General features: G+C 45.8%; 14 protein-coding genes and 1 riboswitch. Of the genes, 12 read left to right on the plus strand and 2 right to left on the minus strand.

What is annotated here, in order from left to right:
• Positions 1-100: 100 nt before the first annotated feature.
• From ACBP46_RS05420 to ribB, 10 genes are all read left to right on the plus strand, one after another.
• Positions 101-589: an SUF system Fe-S cluster assembly regulator gene (locus tag ACBP46_RS05420; protein WP_371015718.1), complete on the plus strand. Its 489-nt coding sequence runs from the start codon at positions 101-103 to the stop codon at positions 587-589.
• A complete protein-coding gene (sufB, locus tag ACBP46_RS05425; RefSeq protein WP_371015719.1) occupies positions 589-2037 on the plus strand; it encodes a Fe-S cluster assembly protein SufB in 1449 nt (482 codons plus the stop codon). The genes ACBP46_RS05420 and sufB overlap by 1 nt, the downstream gene beginning before the upstream one ends.
• 12 nt (positions 2038-2049) lie before the next feature.
• Positions 2050-2823, plus strand: coding sequence for a Fe-S cluster assembly ATPase SufC (sufC, locus tag ACBP46_RS05430; RefSeq protein ID WP_371015720.1), 774 nt, complete (start codon positions 2050-2052; stop codon positions 2821-2823).
• A complete protein-coding gene (gene sufD, locus ACBP46_RS05435) occupies positions 2820-4127 on the plus strand; it encodes a Fe-S cluster assembly protein SufD (RefSeq protein ID WP_371015721.1) in 1308 nt (435 codons plus the stop codon). The genes sufC and sufD overlap by 4 nt, the downstream gene beginning before the upstream one ends.
• 1 nt (position 4128) lies before the next feature.
• The gene (locus ACBP46_RS05440) at positions 4129-5379 is read left to right on the plus strand and encodes a cysteine desulfurase (RefSeq protein ID WP_371015722.1); all 1251 of its coding nucleotides are present in this window, start codon (positions 4129-4131) and stop codon (positions 5377-5379) included.
• Positions 5372-5824, plus strand: a complete 453-nt coding sequence (gene sufU / locus ACBP46_RS05445; RefSeq protein ID WP_077733030.1) for a Fe-S cluster assembly sulfur transfer protein SufU — start codon at positions 5372-5374, stop codon at positions 5822-5824. The genes ACBP46_RS05440 and sufU overlap by 8 nt, the downstream gene beginning before the upstream one ends.
• 14 nt (positions 5825-5838) lie before the next feature.
• Positions 5839-6396, plus strand: a complete 558-nt coding sequence (sufT, locus tag ACBP46_RS05450) for a putative Fe-S cluster assembly protein SufT (protein ID WP_371015723.1) — start codon at positions 5839-5841, stop codon at positions 6394-6396.
• Between the two features lie 115 nt (positions 6397-6511).
• Complete coding sequence (locus ACBP46_RS05455; protein WP_371015724.1) at positions 6512-7729, plus strand: EAL and HDOD domain-containing protein; 1218 nt, start codon at positions 6512-6514, stop codon at positions 7727-7729.
• 75 nt (positions 7730-7804) lie between these two features.
• Positions 7805-9127 carry an NAD(P)/FAD-dependent oxidoreductase gene (locus ACBP46_RS05460; RefSeq protein WP_371015725.1) on the plus strand — a complete coding sequence of 441 codons (1323 nt, stop codon included), beginning with the start codon at positions 7805-7807 and terminating at the stop codon, positions 9125-9127.
• Positions 9128-9240: 113 nt separating this feature from the next.
• Positions 9241-9382, plus strand: a riboswitch (FMN riboswitch).
• A gap of 86 nt (positions 9383-9468) precedes the next feature.
• Positions 9469-10113, plus strand: a complete 645-nt coding sequence (ribB, locus tag ACBP46_RS05465; RefSeq protein WP_371015726.1) for a 3,4-dihydroxy-2-butanone-4-phosphate synthase — start codon at positions 9469-9471, stop codon at positions 10111-10113.
• A 95-nt stretch (positions 10114-10208) separates the two neighbouring features.
• On the opposite strand, the gene ACBP46_RS05470 is transcribed toward ribB, so the two are convergent.
• Positions 10209-10502, minus strand: a complete 294-nt coding sequence (locus tag ACBP46_RS05470) for a hypothetical protein (RefSeq protein ID WP_371015727.1) — start codon at positions 10500-10502, stop codon at positions 10209-10211.
• Positions 10503-10701: 199 nt separating this feature from the next.
• On the minus strand, positions 10702-11175 hold the full coding sequence (locus ACBP46_RS05475; protein WP_371015728.1) for a nuclear transport factor 2 family protein: 474 nt from the start codon (positions 11173-11175) through the stop codon (positions 10702-10704).
• Between the two features lie 252 nt (positions 11176-11427).
• On the opposite strand from ACBP46_RS05475, the gene ACBP46_RS05480 reads away from it, so the two are divergent.
• Together ACBP46_RS05480 and ACBP46_RS05485 are read left to right on the plus strand one after the other, a co-directional pair.
• Positions 11428-12387: an alpha/beta hydrolase gene (locus ACBP46_RS05480; RefSeq protein WP_371015729.1), complete on the plus strand. Its 960-nt coding sequence runs from the start codon at positions 11428-11430 to the stop codon at positions 12385-12387.
• Between the two features lie 161 nt (positions 12388-12548).
• Positions 12549-12746, plus strand: a complete 198-nt coding sequence (locus tag ACBP46_RS05485; protein ID WP_371015730.1) for a hypothetical protein — start codon at positions 12549-12551, stop codon at positions 12744-12746.
• Positions 12747-12989 lie beyond the last annotated feature (243 nt).

Here is a 12989-nt window from a genome sequence, read left to right on the forward strand (position 1 = left end):
TGAGTTACGTAGAAATACAGTAACAGAGTGCAGCAATCTATTTGACGTATATAGTACCAAAGCGGTACTATATACATATATTGAAAAAAACGAGGCCTTTATGCTGCGAATAAGCAAAATCATCGACTATGGCACGCTAGTGCTAACACACATGGGGGGAGATCCTTCACGTGTGTTTAGCGCTGCCGAGCTTGCGACGGCACTGGGCCTTGGGCAGCCCACCGTTAGCAAAGTGTTAAAGATGCTTTGCCAAGACGAGCTAGTTGTTAGTTCGCGTGGCCCTAAAGGCGGTTATGCTTTGTCGCGTCCTGCCGAACAAATCAGCGTGGCACAAATTATTGATGCGCTGGATGATCAACCGTTTGGTTTAACTGAATGTGTAGCGCATCCAGGTGCTTGCTCTGTCGAGCAAGATTGCCATATACGCAGTAACTGGCAGCGAATAAACGACATTGTACGCCGAACCCTTGAAGATGTCAGCGTTGCTGATATGATACGCCCAACCCATGAATACCCTTTAAAGCAATCCGACGGATTTATGACTAAATCTCGACGTCAAAGCAGCACTTCCACAGCGGAGTTATCCTAATGAGTACAGTTAATGAACACCTCGACACGTTCTTAGACCGTGATTACGAGGCCGGGTTTATTACCGAAATCGAATCGATCACTATCCCTAAGGGGCTAAGCGAAGACACGATTCGTCGAATTTCGGCACTTAAAAAAGAGCCAGAGTTTATGCTCGAGTGGCGGTTGGCGGCTTATCGTCAATGGCTTGAAATGAAAGAGCCAACATGGTCAGTTGTTAAGTACGAACCTATCGATTTCCAAGACATCAGCTATTATTCAGCGCCAAAAAGCAAAGCCGATGGCCCTAAAAGTCTAGATGAAGTGGACCCAGAGTTACTGCGCACCTATGAAAAATTAGGGGTGCCTTTGCACGAGCGTGCTCGTCTAGCAGGTGTGGCCGTGGATGCGGTGTTTGACTCCGTTTCAGTCGCCACTACGTTTAGAGAGCAGCTCAAAGAAGTAGGGGTGATTTTCTGTTCGTTCTCAGAGGCCGTACACGATTATCCCGAGCTAATTCAGAAATATCTCGGTACCGTCGTGCCTCCTACCGATAATTTTTATGCTGCGCTTAACTCCGCAGTGTTCTCAGACGGTTCATTTGTGTACATACCCAAAGGCGTGAAGTGCCCGATGGAGCTGTCCACGTATTTCCGTATTAACTCACCCGACACCGGGCAGTTTGAGCGCACCTTAATTATTGCCGAAGAAGGTGCTTCTGTTAGCTACCTCGAGGGCTGTACTGCCCCTATGCGCAAAGACAATCAACTGCACGCAGCTGTGGTTGAGCTCGTTGCCTTAGATGATGCCAAAATTAAATATTCCACCGTCCAAAACTGGTACCCCGGCGATAAAGATGGCGTAGGTGGCATTTATAACTTTGTGACCAAGCGCGGTGAGTGCCGCGGTGCACGTTCACACATCTCTTGGACACAGGTTGAAACGGGTTCTTCTATTACGTGGAAATACCCTAGCGTAATTCTACGTGGTGATGACTCGGTTGGTGAGTTTTACTCGGTCGCTCTTAGCAACCATCGTCAACAAGCCGATACCGGCACGAAAATGATTCACATGGGTAAAAACACGACCAGTACGATCATCTCTAAAGGGATTTCAGCCGGTCAGGGTTTAAATACTTATCGTGGCTTAGTGCGTATTACCCCCGGTGCAGAAAACGCTCGCAACTACACACAATGTGATTCGTTACTTATTGGTAAAACCTGTTCGGCGCATACTTTTCCCGTCGTCGAGGTGCAAAACCCCACAGCCAGTGTAGAGCACGAGGCAACGGCATCGCGTATTGGCGAGGATCAGTTGTTTTATGCCATGCAGCGCGGTATTTCGGCCGAGGATGCGGTATCAATGATTGTGAACGGATTCTGTAAAGACGTAATTAAAGAACTACCCATGGAGTTTGCTGTAGAAGCTCAAAACTTGCTTGGTGTCAGCCTCGAAGGCAGTGTTGGTTAAGGAATAATAGAAATGCTAAAGATTAAAGATTTATACGCCTCAGTAGAAGGTAAACAAATTCTACGAGGCCTAAGCTTAGATGTGAAACCAGGCGAAGTGCATGCAATCATGGGGCCAAATGGCTCAGGTAAAAGTACGCTTTCTCAGGTCTTAGCAGGTCGTGAAGACTACACCGTCGATTCCGGTTCAGTCGAGTGGCTAGGCCAAGATCTACTAGACATGAACGTTGAAGACCGTGCCCGCTCTGGTTTATTCCTTGCTTTCCAATACCCCATCGAAATTCCAGGCGTTTCTAATGCTTACTTTTTGCGTACTGCGGTCAACGCGGTGCGTCGCGAACAGGGTAAACCAGAATTAGATGCCATCGACTTTTTGAAGCTGGTAAAGCAAGAAATGAAAGACGTGGGGATGCGCGAAGAATTCTTGCACCGCTCTGTTAACGAAGGCTTTTCTGGCGGTGAGAAAAAACGCAATGAAGTCTTGCAAATGAGCTTACTCGAGCCCAAATTGGCTATTTTGGACGAAACCGACTCGGGCTTAGATATTGATGCTTTACGTGTTGTATCAGATGGGGTGAATCGCTTGCGTTCACCAGATCGCTCTATGGTTGTGATCACACACTACCAGCGCTTGTTGGATTACATTGTGCCTGATTTTGTTCACGTATTGGCAGGTGGTCGCATTGTGCGCAGTGGCGATGCCTCATTAGCTAAAGAGCTCGAAGAGCGTGGTTACGGTTGGGTACTAGAGCAGGCCGGCGTTGATGCCAAAGGAGTAGCAGTATGACCTCATTGCCCACTTGGGTTAATCCATTTGTTGCCCAAGCTGCCGAGCAAACTGGTACGCCCAGTTGGCTTAGCGAGCTACGTCAACAGGCATTAGCGCGTTTTGCTGCAGAGGGATGGCCCACCAGCCGCCTCGAAGCATGGCGTCATACCTCTTTGGCGCTCATGGAGCAAAAAACCTACGAGCTGGCTCAAAATGCGTCTGCTGCCGACGAGCTGATTCGTGCCTGTAAAGAGGACGATGAAGGGTACTGGCTTAGTTTTGTTAACGGCCAGTTCGATGCTAATGCATCAACTACTGCAGGTATTGAGTCTGGTTTACGTTTAGCTTCAGTCGCTCAATTACTACGCGACGAGAGCGATACGCTGAAAGAGATCTATGGCAAGGTCGATATGGGCTCAAGTCCAGAGGCCTTGAACTTAGCTTTGGCTCAAGACGGTGCCTATGTGCGCGTAGCCAAAGGGGTTCAGGTAACCAAACCCATTCACTTGGTTTATATCAATACGGATGCGCAGTCGGCTACGTTTACACGCAGTTTTATTGCACTAGAGGCCGGAGCTCATGCTACGGTTGTTGAGCACTACCTTAGTACAGACGAGTATGCTGGTCTAACCAATTCTGTTAGCCGCATTTGGACTGACCGTGATGCCAACCTGGTCCATCTTAAATTGCAAAACCAAAGCGAAAAATCGGTACACTTAGCTGCCGTGGATGCTGACCAAGAACAAGCGTCTCATTATGAGTCACACTCTTTATCGTTTGGGGCTCAGCTAGCACGTACAGGCATTGAAACGCACTTCAAGGGGCAACAGTGTCATGCCTTGTTGAACGGTTTGTACTACGTGAATGATCGTCGTCATGTGGATCACTTTACGCAAATTCATCACGAGCAACCAAATTGCACCAGCCACGAGTATTACCGCGGCATTATGGCGGATCGCGGTCGCGGTGTGTTTTCAGGTCGTATTATTGTGTACGAAGGCGCAGATGGTACGGATGCAATCCAACGCTCAGACAGTTTGTTGCTATCTAAACTCGCACGCGCTGATACCAAGCCAGAGCTTGAAATTTACGCCGATGACGTGAAGTGTGCGCATGGTGCAACCGTAGGTCAACTAGATAAAGACAGTATGTTTTACTTGCGCTCACGGGGCCTAAGTTACGAAGAAGCCTACGACGTCTTAATTTATGCGTTTGCAGCGCAGGTCCTAGAGCGCATTCAGTCAGAAAGTTTACGTCAACGTGCTACCAAAGGCATTCAAAATTTATTGCCTGGCGGTAAAAAAATCGGAGAGCAAATCTAATATGTCACAGCCGATCAATCAACCTGCATTGCAGCTCGATCGGCGTGCCGATTTTCCAATCTTGGCGCAGCCTATTCGTGGGCAGCGCCTTGTTTATTTGGATAACGGTGCGACCACGCAAAAACCTGCTGCAGTCATTCAGGCAGAAAAAGACTTTTATGAAAAGCATAATGCCAACATTCATCGTGGGGTGCATTGGCTTTCGCAATATGCAACGGATGAATACGACGAGGCACGTGTTGTTACGCAAACATTTCTTAATGCCGCTCGCGTTGAGGAAATTGTTTTTACAAGTGGCACCACTGACGGTATTAACTTAGTGGCATATGCATGGGGCTTAGATAATCTACACCCCGGTGATGAAATTGTACTGACTGGACTTGAGCACCATTCCAATATTGTACCTTGGCAGCTAGTGGCTAAAAAAACAGGCGCAGTGATCAAGGTGGTGCCTGTGTTAGACAATGGCGAGCTAGATCTTGACGCTTACCAAGGTTTATTAACATCTAAAACCAAACTGGTTGGTATCACTCATGTGTCTAATGCTTTGGGTACAGTGAACCCCATTGCGGAAATGATCCAGCAGGCGCATCAGGTCGGAGCCAAAGTTCTTATTGATGGGGCACAGGCGGTTGCGCATACCAAAGTGGATGTGCAAGCTCTAGATTGTGATTTTTACGTGTTTTCTGGGCATAAAATCTATGGCCCAACAGGCACAGGGGCTTTGTACGCCAAATACGATATCCTAGATGCCATGTCGCCATGGCGCGGTGGAGGCGATATGATCCACACCGTCAGCTTTGAAGAGAGCACCTTTGCGCCAGTGCCTCAGCGCTTCGAGGCCGGAACGCCTAATATTGCTGGAATAATAGTATTGGCTGCTGCTTTGCGCTATGTGCAAGACGTTGGATTAGAGCAGATTGCACAGCACGAGGATGCGCTATTGCAGTACGCCACCGCCCAGCTCTCAGCCCTGAAAGGAATCCAATTGGTGGGTACCGCAGCGCACAAAGCGGGTGTATTATCGTTCTTAGTAGAGGGTATTCATCCTCATGATTTAGGCACCATACTGGATATGGATGGTGTAGCAATTCGGGCAGGCCATCATTGTGCTATGCCTTTAATGACCCGTTTTGGAATACCTGGTACAGCGCGAGCTTCATTTGCTCTCTATAACAGCTTCGAGGATGTGGATGCTTTGGTTGCCAGTTTGAAAAAAGCGCAAAAACTATTTGGAGTCTCAGATGAGTGAGGATTTTGGCGGGCTACGTGAGCTCTACCAAGAAGTGATCTTTGATCACAATCGCAACCCACGTAACTTTAATCACATGGAAGACGCAACTCACAAAGCGGATGGTCATAATCCATTATGTGGGGATCAGTTACGAGTCTATGCACACGTAAAAGACAATGTTGTAGAGAAAGTTAGCTTTATTGGGCAAGGGTGCGCCATTTCTAAAGCCTCAGCATCATTAATGACTGAAGCCTGTAAAGGCAAAACCATGGCAGAGGTCGAGCAACTCTTTAAAGACATGCATGCGATGTTGACCACCGAGCACCCAGATCGTGATTTAGGGAAATTAGAAGTGTTGTCGGGGGTTAAAGAGTTCCCTGCGCGGGTTAAATGTGCTTCCTTAGCGTGGCACACTTTAGATAACGCGATTCACCAATCTGATGACGTCGCTAAAACAGAGTAAAGGCTGTATAAATAATGAGTTATTTTGAGCGCGAAGAGGTCATTGTCAGTCGTGATTGTCCTGCAGTGACCATCCCATATGGTTCTCCAGTCACCATAGAAAAAGGCTGTAGTGCAACAATTACCCAAAAACTAGGTAATAGTTTTACCGTCATTGTTGAAGGCAATATGTATCGCATCGAAGGAATTGATGGCGATGCTATAGGCCAAGAAGCCAAGGAAGAGGAAATTTTTGTTCCCGAGCAGCCTGCAACGGAAAAAACCATCGAAGAGGCCTGCTGGGTTGTGTTGGCCGAGGTCTTTGATCCAGAAATTCCAGTGGATATTGTGAATTTAGGCTTAGTCTATAAATGTCATGTGACTCAAGAGGGGCCTGATAACTTCTCGGTATTATTGGATATGACGTTGACTGCTCCCGGTTGTGGAATGGGCCCAATTATTGCCGAAGAGGCTCGTTTCAAGGTGCTCACCATCCAAGGTGTTAGTAAAGCCGAGGTTAACTTGGTTTGGGACCCGCCCTGGAGTCGGGAAATGATGAGCGAGTCGGCTCGATTGCAATTAGGGATGCTGTAAAACGTCTCTTTATAAAAACCGCTAATTAAATATAAATTAGCGGTTTTTTCTTTTATGATGTATAAAATATAAAATAAAAAAATACAAGATTAATATTTAAATAGAGCGTAATCAGATGAGTAATAGCTACTGCATTGCTTTACAGCCTATTTGTGATCAACATTTGAATCATATAGGCGATGAGTTGTTATACCGCTCTAATGCAAAAGACAAGAGTGCAAAATTTAGTGATGCAATGGTTGCTACAGCCAGAGCCAGTAATATAGCTTTTTATGAAATAGGTTTAGAGCAGCTAGTAGGAAAACGGTTGGTGTTTTTAAATACCCCTAAAGAGTGGCTTTTAAAACCAGAGTTATTACCCCCTAGCCCAAAACAAATTGTCATAGAGGTGCTAGAGACAGTTATTGCCGAGCCAGAGGTGTTGAAAGCCCTAGAGGTAATTAAAAACAAAGGCTATTTGATAGCATTGGATGACTTCGTATTAAATGAAAAAACCGATTTGCTACTGGATTATGCCGATATAGTGAAAATCGACACATGGCAAACTATTACTACAGAAGAACTTTGCTATTACAAATCCAGAAAAGTAAAACTACTGGCAGAAAAAGTTGAAACCAAAGAGGATTTTGATTTTTTAGTGCATATGGGCTTTGATTATTTTCAAGGTTATTTTTATGCTGAGCCGCTAGTACACCCTGAGTCCGTTCACGAGCGAGTGACAAATCGGCAGGCTCAGCTTAGATTATTGGCTGAGTTGCAGTATGAGAATGTGGATTATGCCCAGATTGAAGAGCTGATCCTTTTGGATCCGCAACTTACTTATATTATTTTAAAACACACAAACAGTGCTTATTATGCATTGCATAATAAAACCACCTCTATTGCCCACGCTGTAAAGACCTTAGGTCTACGTCGCTTACGTGCTATTGTGGCCACACAGCTTTTTGCAGACTCTGCTACAGGCAGTAATTTACTGTTGCCCCAAGTTCTCACTCGAGCCGCTATGTGTGAGCATATGGCGGAGTTTCATGGTATTGATACTCATACAGCATTTGTTGTGGGGCTATTATCAAAAATGCATGTGATATTTGATGTGCCCTATAGCGAGCTACTGCATCAGCTTTCGTTGCCAGAGGGGATTATTCACCAGCTGGAGTTACGTCACGGCAAATACGGACGACTACTTGGCATGATAGAAAGCTTTGAGCAAGGTGACATCAGCCAACTAAGCCCAGAGGAGGTGGCAATGCTTAACCAAATGTGGTTTGAGAGCCGCGTGTGGGTACAAGATATCTTAGAGCACACAACAGAACAAAAACAAACCGATGGGTAACTTAGCAAACGGGCTCAAGCATACGTCACCTTAGCACTAGTTACTTTGCCTCAAACCCATAGAAAAGGAGACAACATGAAAACCATACATATTTTTCCTGATAACGACCATTCTATTGGTTGGCAAGGCTCAAGTGACAAAAGACACTTGGCATCCACGTTACAACAAGACATTACAGTGGATTTTTTGGTAATAGGCGCTGGGCTAGCGGGGCTAGCGGCGGCGCGACGATTGGCTGAGAACCGACCCGAGGCGCGTATTGCATTGGTTGATGCAGAGCGGGTGGGTGAGGGCACACATGCGCGCAATTCGGGTTTTGCGATTGATGTGCCACATAACACCAGTTCTATGCTTGTAGATCAGGCGCATGCCCAGAGACATTTACGTTTAGCTCGTGCCGCCATTGATTTTTTAGAGCAACAAGTCAAAGAGCATGGTATTAATTGCGAGTGGGAGCGGGCAGGCAAGTTTCATGCCGCTGTATCCCAACAAGGGGTGGAGACGATCCTGCGTCCGAGCCAGAAGCTATTAGATGCATTGCAAGAGCCTTATGAATGGTTAGATCGCTCCGCATTAGAAAAAAAAGTCGGTTTTAATCATTTTCAGGCAGCGATTTATACGCCGGGTACTGTGCTGCTAAATCCGCGCGCTTTAACTCAGGGGTTGGTCGATCACTTACCCGAAAAGGTTGAGGTCTATGAAAACTCACCCATTACAAGTATTACTTACGACACGACTCAGACCAAAGCGCAAACCCCAGCGGGTAGTGTGATCGCGCATCAGGTGGTTATTGCAGTGAATGCTTTTGCTGAACAATTTGGGGTGCTGAAAAATCGATTAATTCCTATTGCGGCCCATGCGAGCTTAACCCGACCTTTAACTGAGTCCGAACAACAAGAACTGCAGGGTCTAAAAACATGGGGCATCACGCCCGCAAATGCTTTTGTGGGTATTACTATGCGTCGCACACCAGATCAGCGTTTACTCATACGCCAAAATATGGCCTATGCGCCCGATCTACAGTCTGATGGCCAACATAAGGCAACGGTGGCTCAGCAGCATCAACGTTTATTTTCTGAACGTTTTCCTATGCTGCCAAATGTGACTATTCAGCATACGTGGAAAGGGATTATGTGTGTATCGGCCAACATGGCCCCCGGCTTTGGTGAATTGATGCCAAATGTGGTGAGCGCGGTTTGCCATAATGGTATCGGGCTGACCAGTGGTACTGTTTCAGGCATGTTAGCTGCCGATTTACTCACACAACGCGACAACCCATTATTAGAAGATATTGCGGCACTAGGCTTGCCCATGCAGTTACCGCCACGTCCTTTACTGGATATGGGGGTACGCTCTAAGCTGGCTTGGGAGGCCTGGCAGCATCGGGCTGAACTGTAGTCTGGTCTGATTAGGCCTGCAAACATAAAAGATGCTGAGTTAAATGCATCAAGTAGGGCTGTTCTTTCTAGCCATTTCTTTAACGTAAACGATAGAGTATACTGAAGCTTCGTAAGCGTCTTCAGGGCGGGGTGAAACTCCCCACCGGCGGTACATACTTCGTATAAGCCCGCGAGCGCCCATGTGTCAATGGGGTCAGCAGATCTGGTTCAAGTCCAGAGCCGACGGTTAAAGTCCGGATGAAAGAAGATCACGAATGTCTTAACGCACGTTGCTTTGCACCAGTGCGTCCTTTCGTTTGCCCCGAAAACGACTTCTCACTGACTCTAGAGGAGCGTTTTATGTCTTTTACTTTGACTTTACAAAGCAGCATCGAGCAGCGTGTTCAAACTGCTATTACGGCTATTCAACAAGGCCTTCCTGTCATTTTGCTTGATGACTATGATCGAGAAAATGAGGCGGATCTAATTATTGCCGCAGAAAAAATCACCCCGCATACTATGGCCCAAATGATTAGGGATGGCAGTGGTATTGTTTGTTTATGTTTAACTGACCCTACACTGGATCATTTGAAGCTACCGCAGATGGTGACCAACAACCAAAGTCAGAACCAAACTGCATTTACTGTATCTATAGAAGCCAAAAACGGCGTAAGCACAGGGGTGAGTGCGCAAGACCGTGTTAACACTATACGCGCTGCCATTCATCCCCAGGCTCAGGCTACAGATATTGTGAGCCCAGGGCATGTATTCCCATTACGTGCTCACCCCCAAGGGTTGGATGCGCGCCAAGGACATACCGAAGGGGCGGTACACTTAGCCCAGTTAGCTGGGTTACGGCCTATGGCGGTACTGTGTGAGCTAATGAATCCCGATGGCACGATGATGCGTGGTGAACAACTATTAAACTATGCGCATCAGCATGCATTGCCGCTTTTGGCTATTGCCGATTTAATGGCTTATTCAGCGTTTAGTACTACGTTATAACGTATATAAAGCAGCATTTTAGTATGGTGCTGCTTTTTTTATCGCTATTGCGTAAGAGGGCAGCTTGTGTTGATAAGTAGATGAATGGTAGTAGGTTATTTTTCAATATGAATATCGAAATATGCCTCGCACTCGCCAAGTTCGCTAAGGCCGGCTAATTGAGCTTTATAAACCGTTTCTGCCCATTTTTGCGCTAGCGTTTTATCGGAAGTGGATAGCTCTGACTCGTCAGACTCTATGACAGCTTGCCAGACTCGATAAAGATGTAATACATCGGTTGGCTCGCCGAGGGTACGCTCTAGCACACGTTGAAATTTAGCTTCGGCGTTGTGCTTGGCCTGCTGGGTTAAATTGGTAGGGCCGTCTTCAAGAGAAATTTTATACAGCATGTCGCACCTTTAAATACGTAAGCAGAATCAGCCATTTGCCATATGACTGTATATTTATACAGTATATTAAAGAAATAAAGAAAAAGGTCAATCGCTATCTAAAGCTACTTCATTTAAACCACATAAAACGCCTACGTGAAATGACGTAGGCGTTTAGTTGAGTTCGTCAGCAACTCTTGGCTGATGGCTGGTTAGGGGGTTAAAGACCTAACTCTGTTAGACCGGGATGATCATCAGGGCGACGCCCCAAGGGCCAGAAAAATTTACGTTCAGATTCAGTTATAGGTAAATCGTTAATACTGGCGTAACGATTAACCATCAGTCCGTCTTCATTAAACTCCCAGTTTTCATTACCATACGAGCGAAACCAATTGCCAGAGTCATCATGCCATTCATAAGCATAACGAACGGCAATGCGGTTATCGGTGAACGCCCAAATTTCTTTTATAAGGCGATACTCCAGTTCTTTGCGCCATTTACGCTCTAAAAACTGGTGTACTTCATCACGGTTATGAATAAACTCAGCACGATTACGCCACCGCGTATCGAGGCTATAAGCCAAAGCCACTTTTTCTGGATCGCGCCCATTCCAACCATCTTCTGCTAGCCGTACTTTTTGTGTGGCCGTTTCTAAAGTGAAAGGGGGACAAGGTGGACGTTGTTGCGTAGTCATTACATATCTCCTTAATTCCTGTTATTGGTTTTACGATCTGCTCTCCTAGCATACAAGCGATTTCTTAGAGGAAAAAGAATCCCCTCCATCGTTCGGTATAACATTGACTTCCGCTGGTTTTGTTGTTGTCTAACACTAGCAGTAAGTTACATCTCTAGGCCGCACTATGCTTTTAAAAGAGAATGATTCTCAATACAATGGTTGTTTTAAATGGGGTGGCAGACTCCACGACTTTTGGATAGGTAATCATATATGCGTGTAGGCTTAGCGATGGTAGTAGGGTGCAGTGTAATGATGGCTACACTTGCTATAGCTCAAGTCCCTTCCTCAGGAACCTTAGCTGGGCAGCGTGTTACACATACCGTAGCCGATCAAGATGTGGAAGGGTATGAGTTTGAAACGCATTATCTGTATTCTGCAGATCAACAACGACGCTATCGTGTGTACTTAGCTTTGCCTAAAAGTCCAGCGCCAGTATCAGGTAGGCCTAGCATTTACATGTTGGATGGTAATGCGGTAATGGCTACCTTAACTGCCTACGAGTTAAACCAATTAAGCCAGCTAACAAATCCACCTGTATTGGTTGCTATTGGTTATGACATCGAGACCCGAAACGATGTCGTCGCTCGCTCTTATGACTATACCCCTCCTGTGTTTGAGCAAGGGCAGCGCGTAGAACAACCCATTGTGAGGGGGCGTGTCGGTGGTGGGGCCGATACTTTCTTAGCTTTTATTAGCGACACCATTATTCCTCTTGTTGCAAGCCGTGCTGTATTGGATTCATCTCAAACCACATTGTGGGGGCATTCCTACGGGGGATTATTTGTTATGCATGCATCGGCTCAAACTCATAGCCCATTCCAGCGCTACAGTGCAGCAGATCCTTCGTTGTGGTGGTATGACCAAGCGTTGCTTAAAACATGGGACAGCTCATCGACTAGGTTCCCTGAGGGGCGTACATTATCTGTGTATATGGGAACTAAAAGTAGGGGTGACCAAGCAGATACTCCCTCGTTACAAGAGGCCAGCCTGAGCCCGTTAATGCAGCGCTTAGACACATTGCAGAAAATGTCATGGCAAATTGCTTATCATGCTTATCCTCAGTATGATCATGGCCAAATGATTGGCGTATCGTTACGGCAAATGCTTAATGAGTTTAAGTTAAGCCAAAGAAATCAAAATGATAATGAATCGGTACAAGATAACAAGTAACAGTAAAGCATAACTAATTATGCGCATAAATAGTATATATTATGTAAAGTTATAGTATTCAGTCAAACAACGAACTAAGCTTGAATTAAAAGAGGACTTTATACTTATAGTTATGAATTTCAAAAAGCAAACAGGCTGATTATTTTATAAAGTATCTATTTATGCCCGAATCTATTTTACGTTTAGGTACCCAAGTACGCGTTATTAACCCTGAACACTCTCTCTACAACCAACTAGGTCGTTATCTGGGTGTGTCAGAAGTCCAAGGCTTATCTCATTTGCATCGAATTTGCTTTGATGGAAAAGTACAATTGTTGCCAGTTGCAGATTTCACTGAAGCAACGTTAGGCTCACCATAAACTGCTAGAAAAATAGTGCATTACGACATTATCTAAACTAATCGTCTTGATAGGGCGGCTCTGCTTTACAAATGAAAGCTAGGCAATACGTTTACTTTAACCGTGACGCCTTATGAGACAAGCATTTAAAATGCTATCCCTTTTGTGCACATGAACTGTGCGTGCTCGTTTGTCTCAACAAAAAGTAAACCACGGATTTTCCTTTAGCACAAACGTATCAAAACTGATATGGTAGCTGCTTAC

Origin of the sequence: Paenalcaligenes hominis (genome assembly GCF_041359055.1) — a bacterium.
GTDB lineage: Bacteria > Pseudomonadota > Gammaproteobacteria > Burkholderiales > Burkholderiaceae_B > Paenalcaligenes > Paenalcaligenes hominis_A.

Bases quoted from the DNA above. Each gene is read 5' to 3' on its own strand.
- ACBP46_RS05420 (WP_371015718.1), top strand. From the start codon at position 101: ATGCTGCGAATAAGCAAAATCATCGACTATGGCACGCTAGTGCTAACA.
- sufB (WP_371015719.1), top strand. From the start codon at position 589: ATGAGTACAGTTAATGAACACCTCGACACGTTCTTAGACCGTGATTAC.
- sufC (WP_371015720.1), top strand. From the start codon at position 2,050: ATGCTAAAGATTAAAGATTTATACGCCTCAGTAGAAGGTAAACAAATT.
- sufD (WP_371015721.1), top strand. From the start codon at position 2,820: ATGACCTCATTGCCCACTTGGGTTAATCCATTTGTTGCCCAAGCTGCC.
- ACBP46_RS05440 (WP_371015722.1), top strand. From the start codon at position 4,129: ATGTCACAGCCGATCAATCAACCTGCATTGCAGCTCGATCGGCGTGCC.
- sufU (WP_077733030.1), top strand. From the start codon at position 5,372: ATGAGTGAGGATTTTGGCGGGCTACGTGAGCTCTACCAAGAAGTGATC.
- sufT (WP_371015723.1), top strand. From the start codon at position 5,839: ATGAGTTATTTTGAGCGCGAAGAGGTCATTGTCAGTCGTGATTGTCCT.
- ACBP46_RS05455 (WP_371015724.1), top strand. From the start codon at position 6,512: ATGAGTAATAGCTACTGCATTGCTTTACAGCCTATTTGTGATCAACAT.
- ACBP46_RS05460 (WP_371015725.1), top strand. From the start codon at position 7,805: ATGAAAACCATACATATTTTTCCTGATAACGACCATTCTATTGGTTGG.
- ribB (WP_371015726.1), top strand. From the start codon at position 9,469: ATGTCTTTTACTTTGACTTTACAAAGCAGCATCGAGCAGCGTGTTCAA.
- ACBP46_RS05470 (WP_371015727.1), bottom strand. From the start codon at position 10,502: ATGCTGTATAAAATTTCTCTTGAAGACGGCCCTACCAATTTAACCCAG.
- ACBP46_RS05475 (WP_371015728.1), bottom strand. From the start codon at position 11,175: ATGACTACGCAACAACGTCCACCTTGTCCCCCTTTCACTTTAGAAACG.
- ACBP46_RS05480 (WP_371015729.1), top strand. From the start codon at position 11,428: ATGCGTGTAGGCTTAGCGATGGTAGTAGGGTGCAGTGTAATGATGGCT.
- ACBP46_RS05485 (WP_371015730.1), top strand. From the start codon at position 12,549: ATGCCCGAATCTATTTTACGTTTAGGTACCCAAGTACGCGTTATTAAC.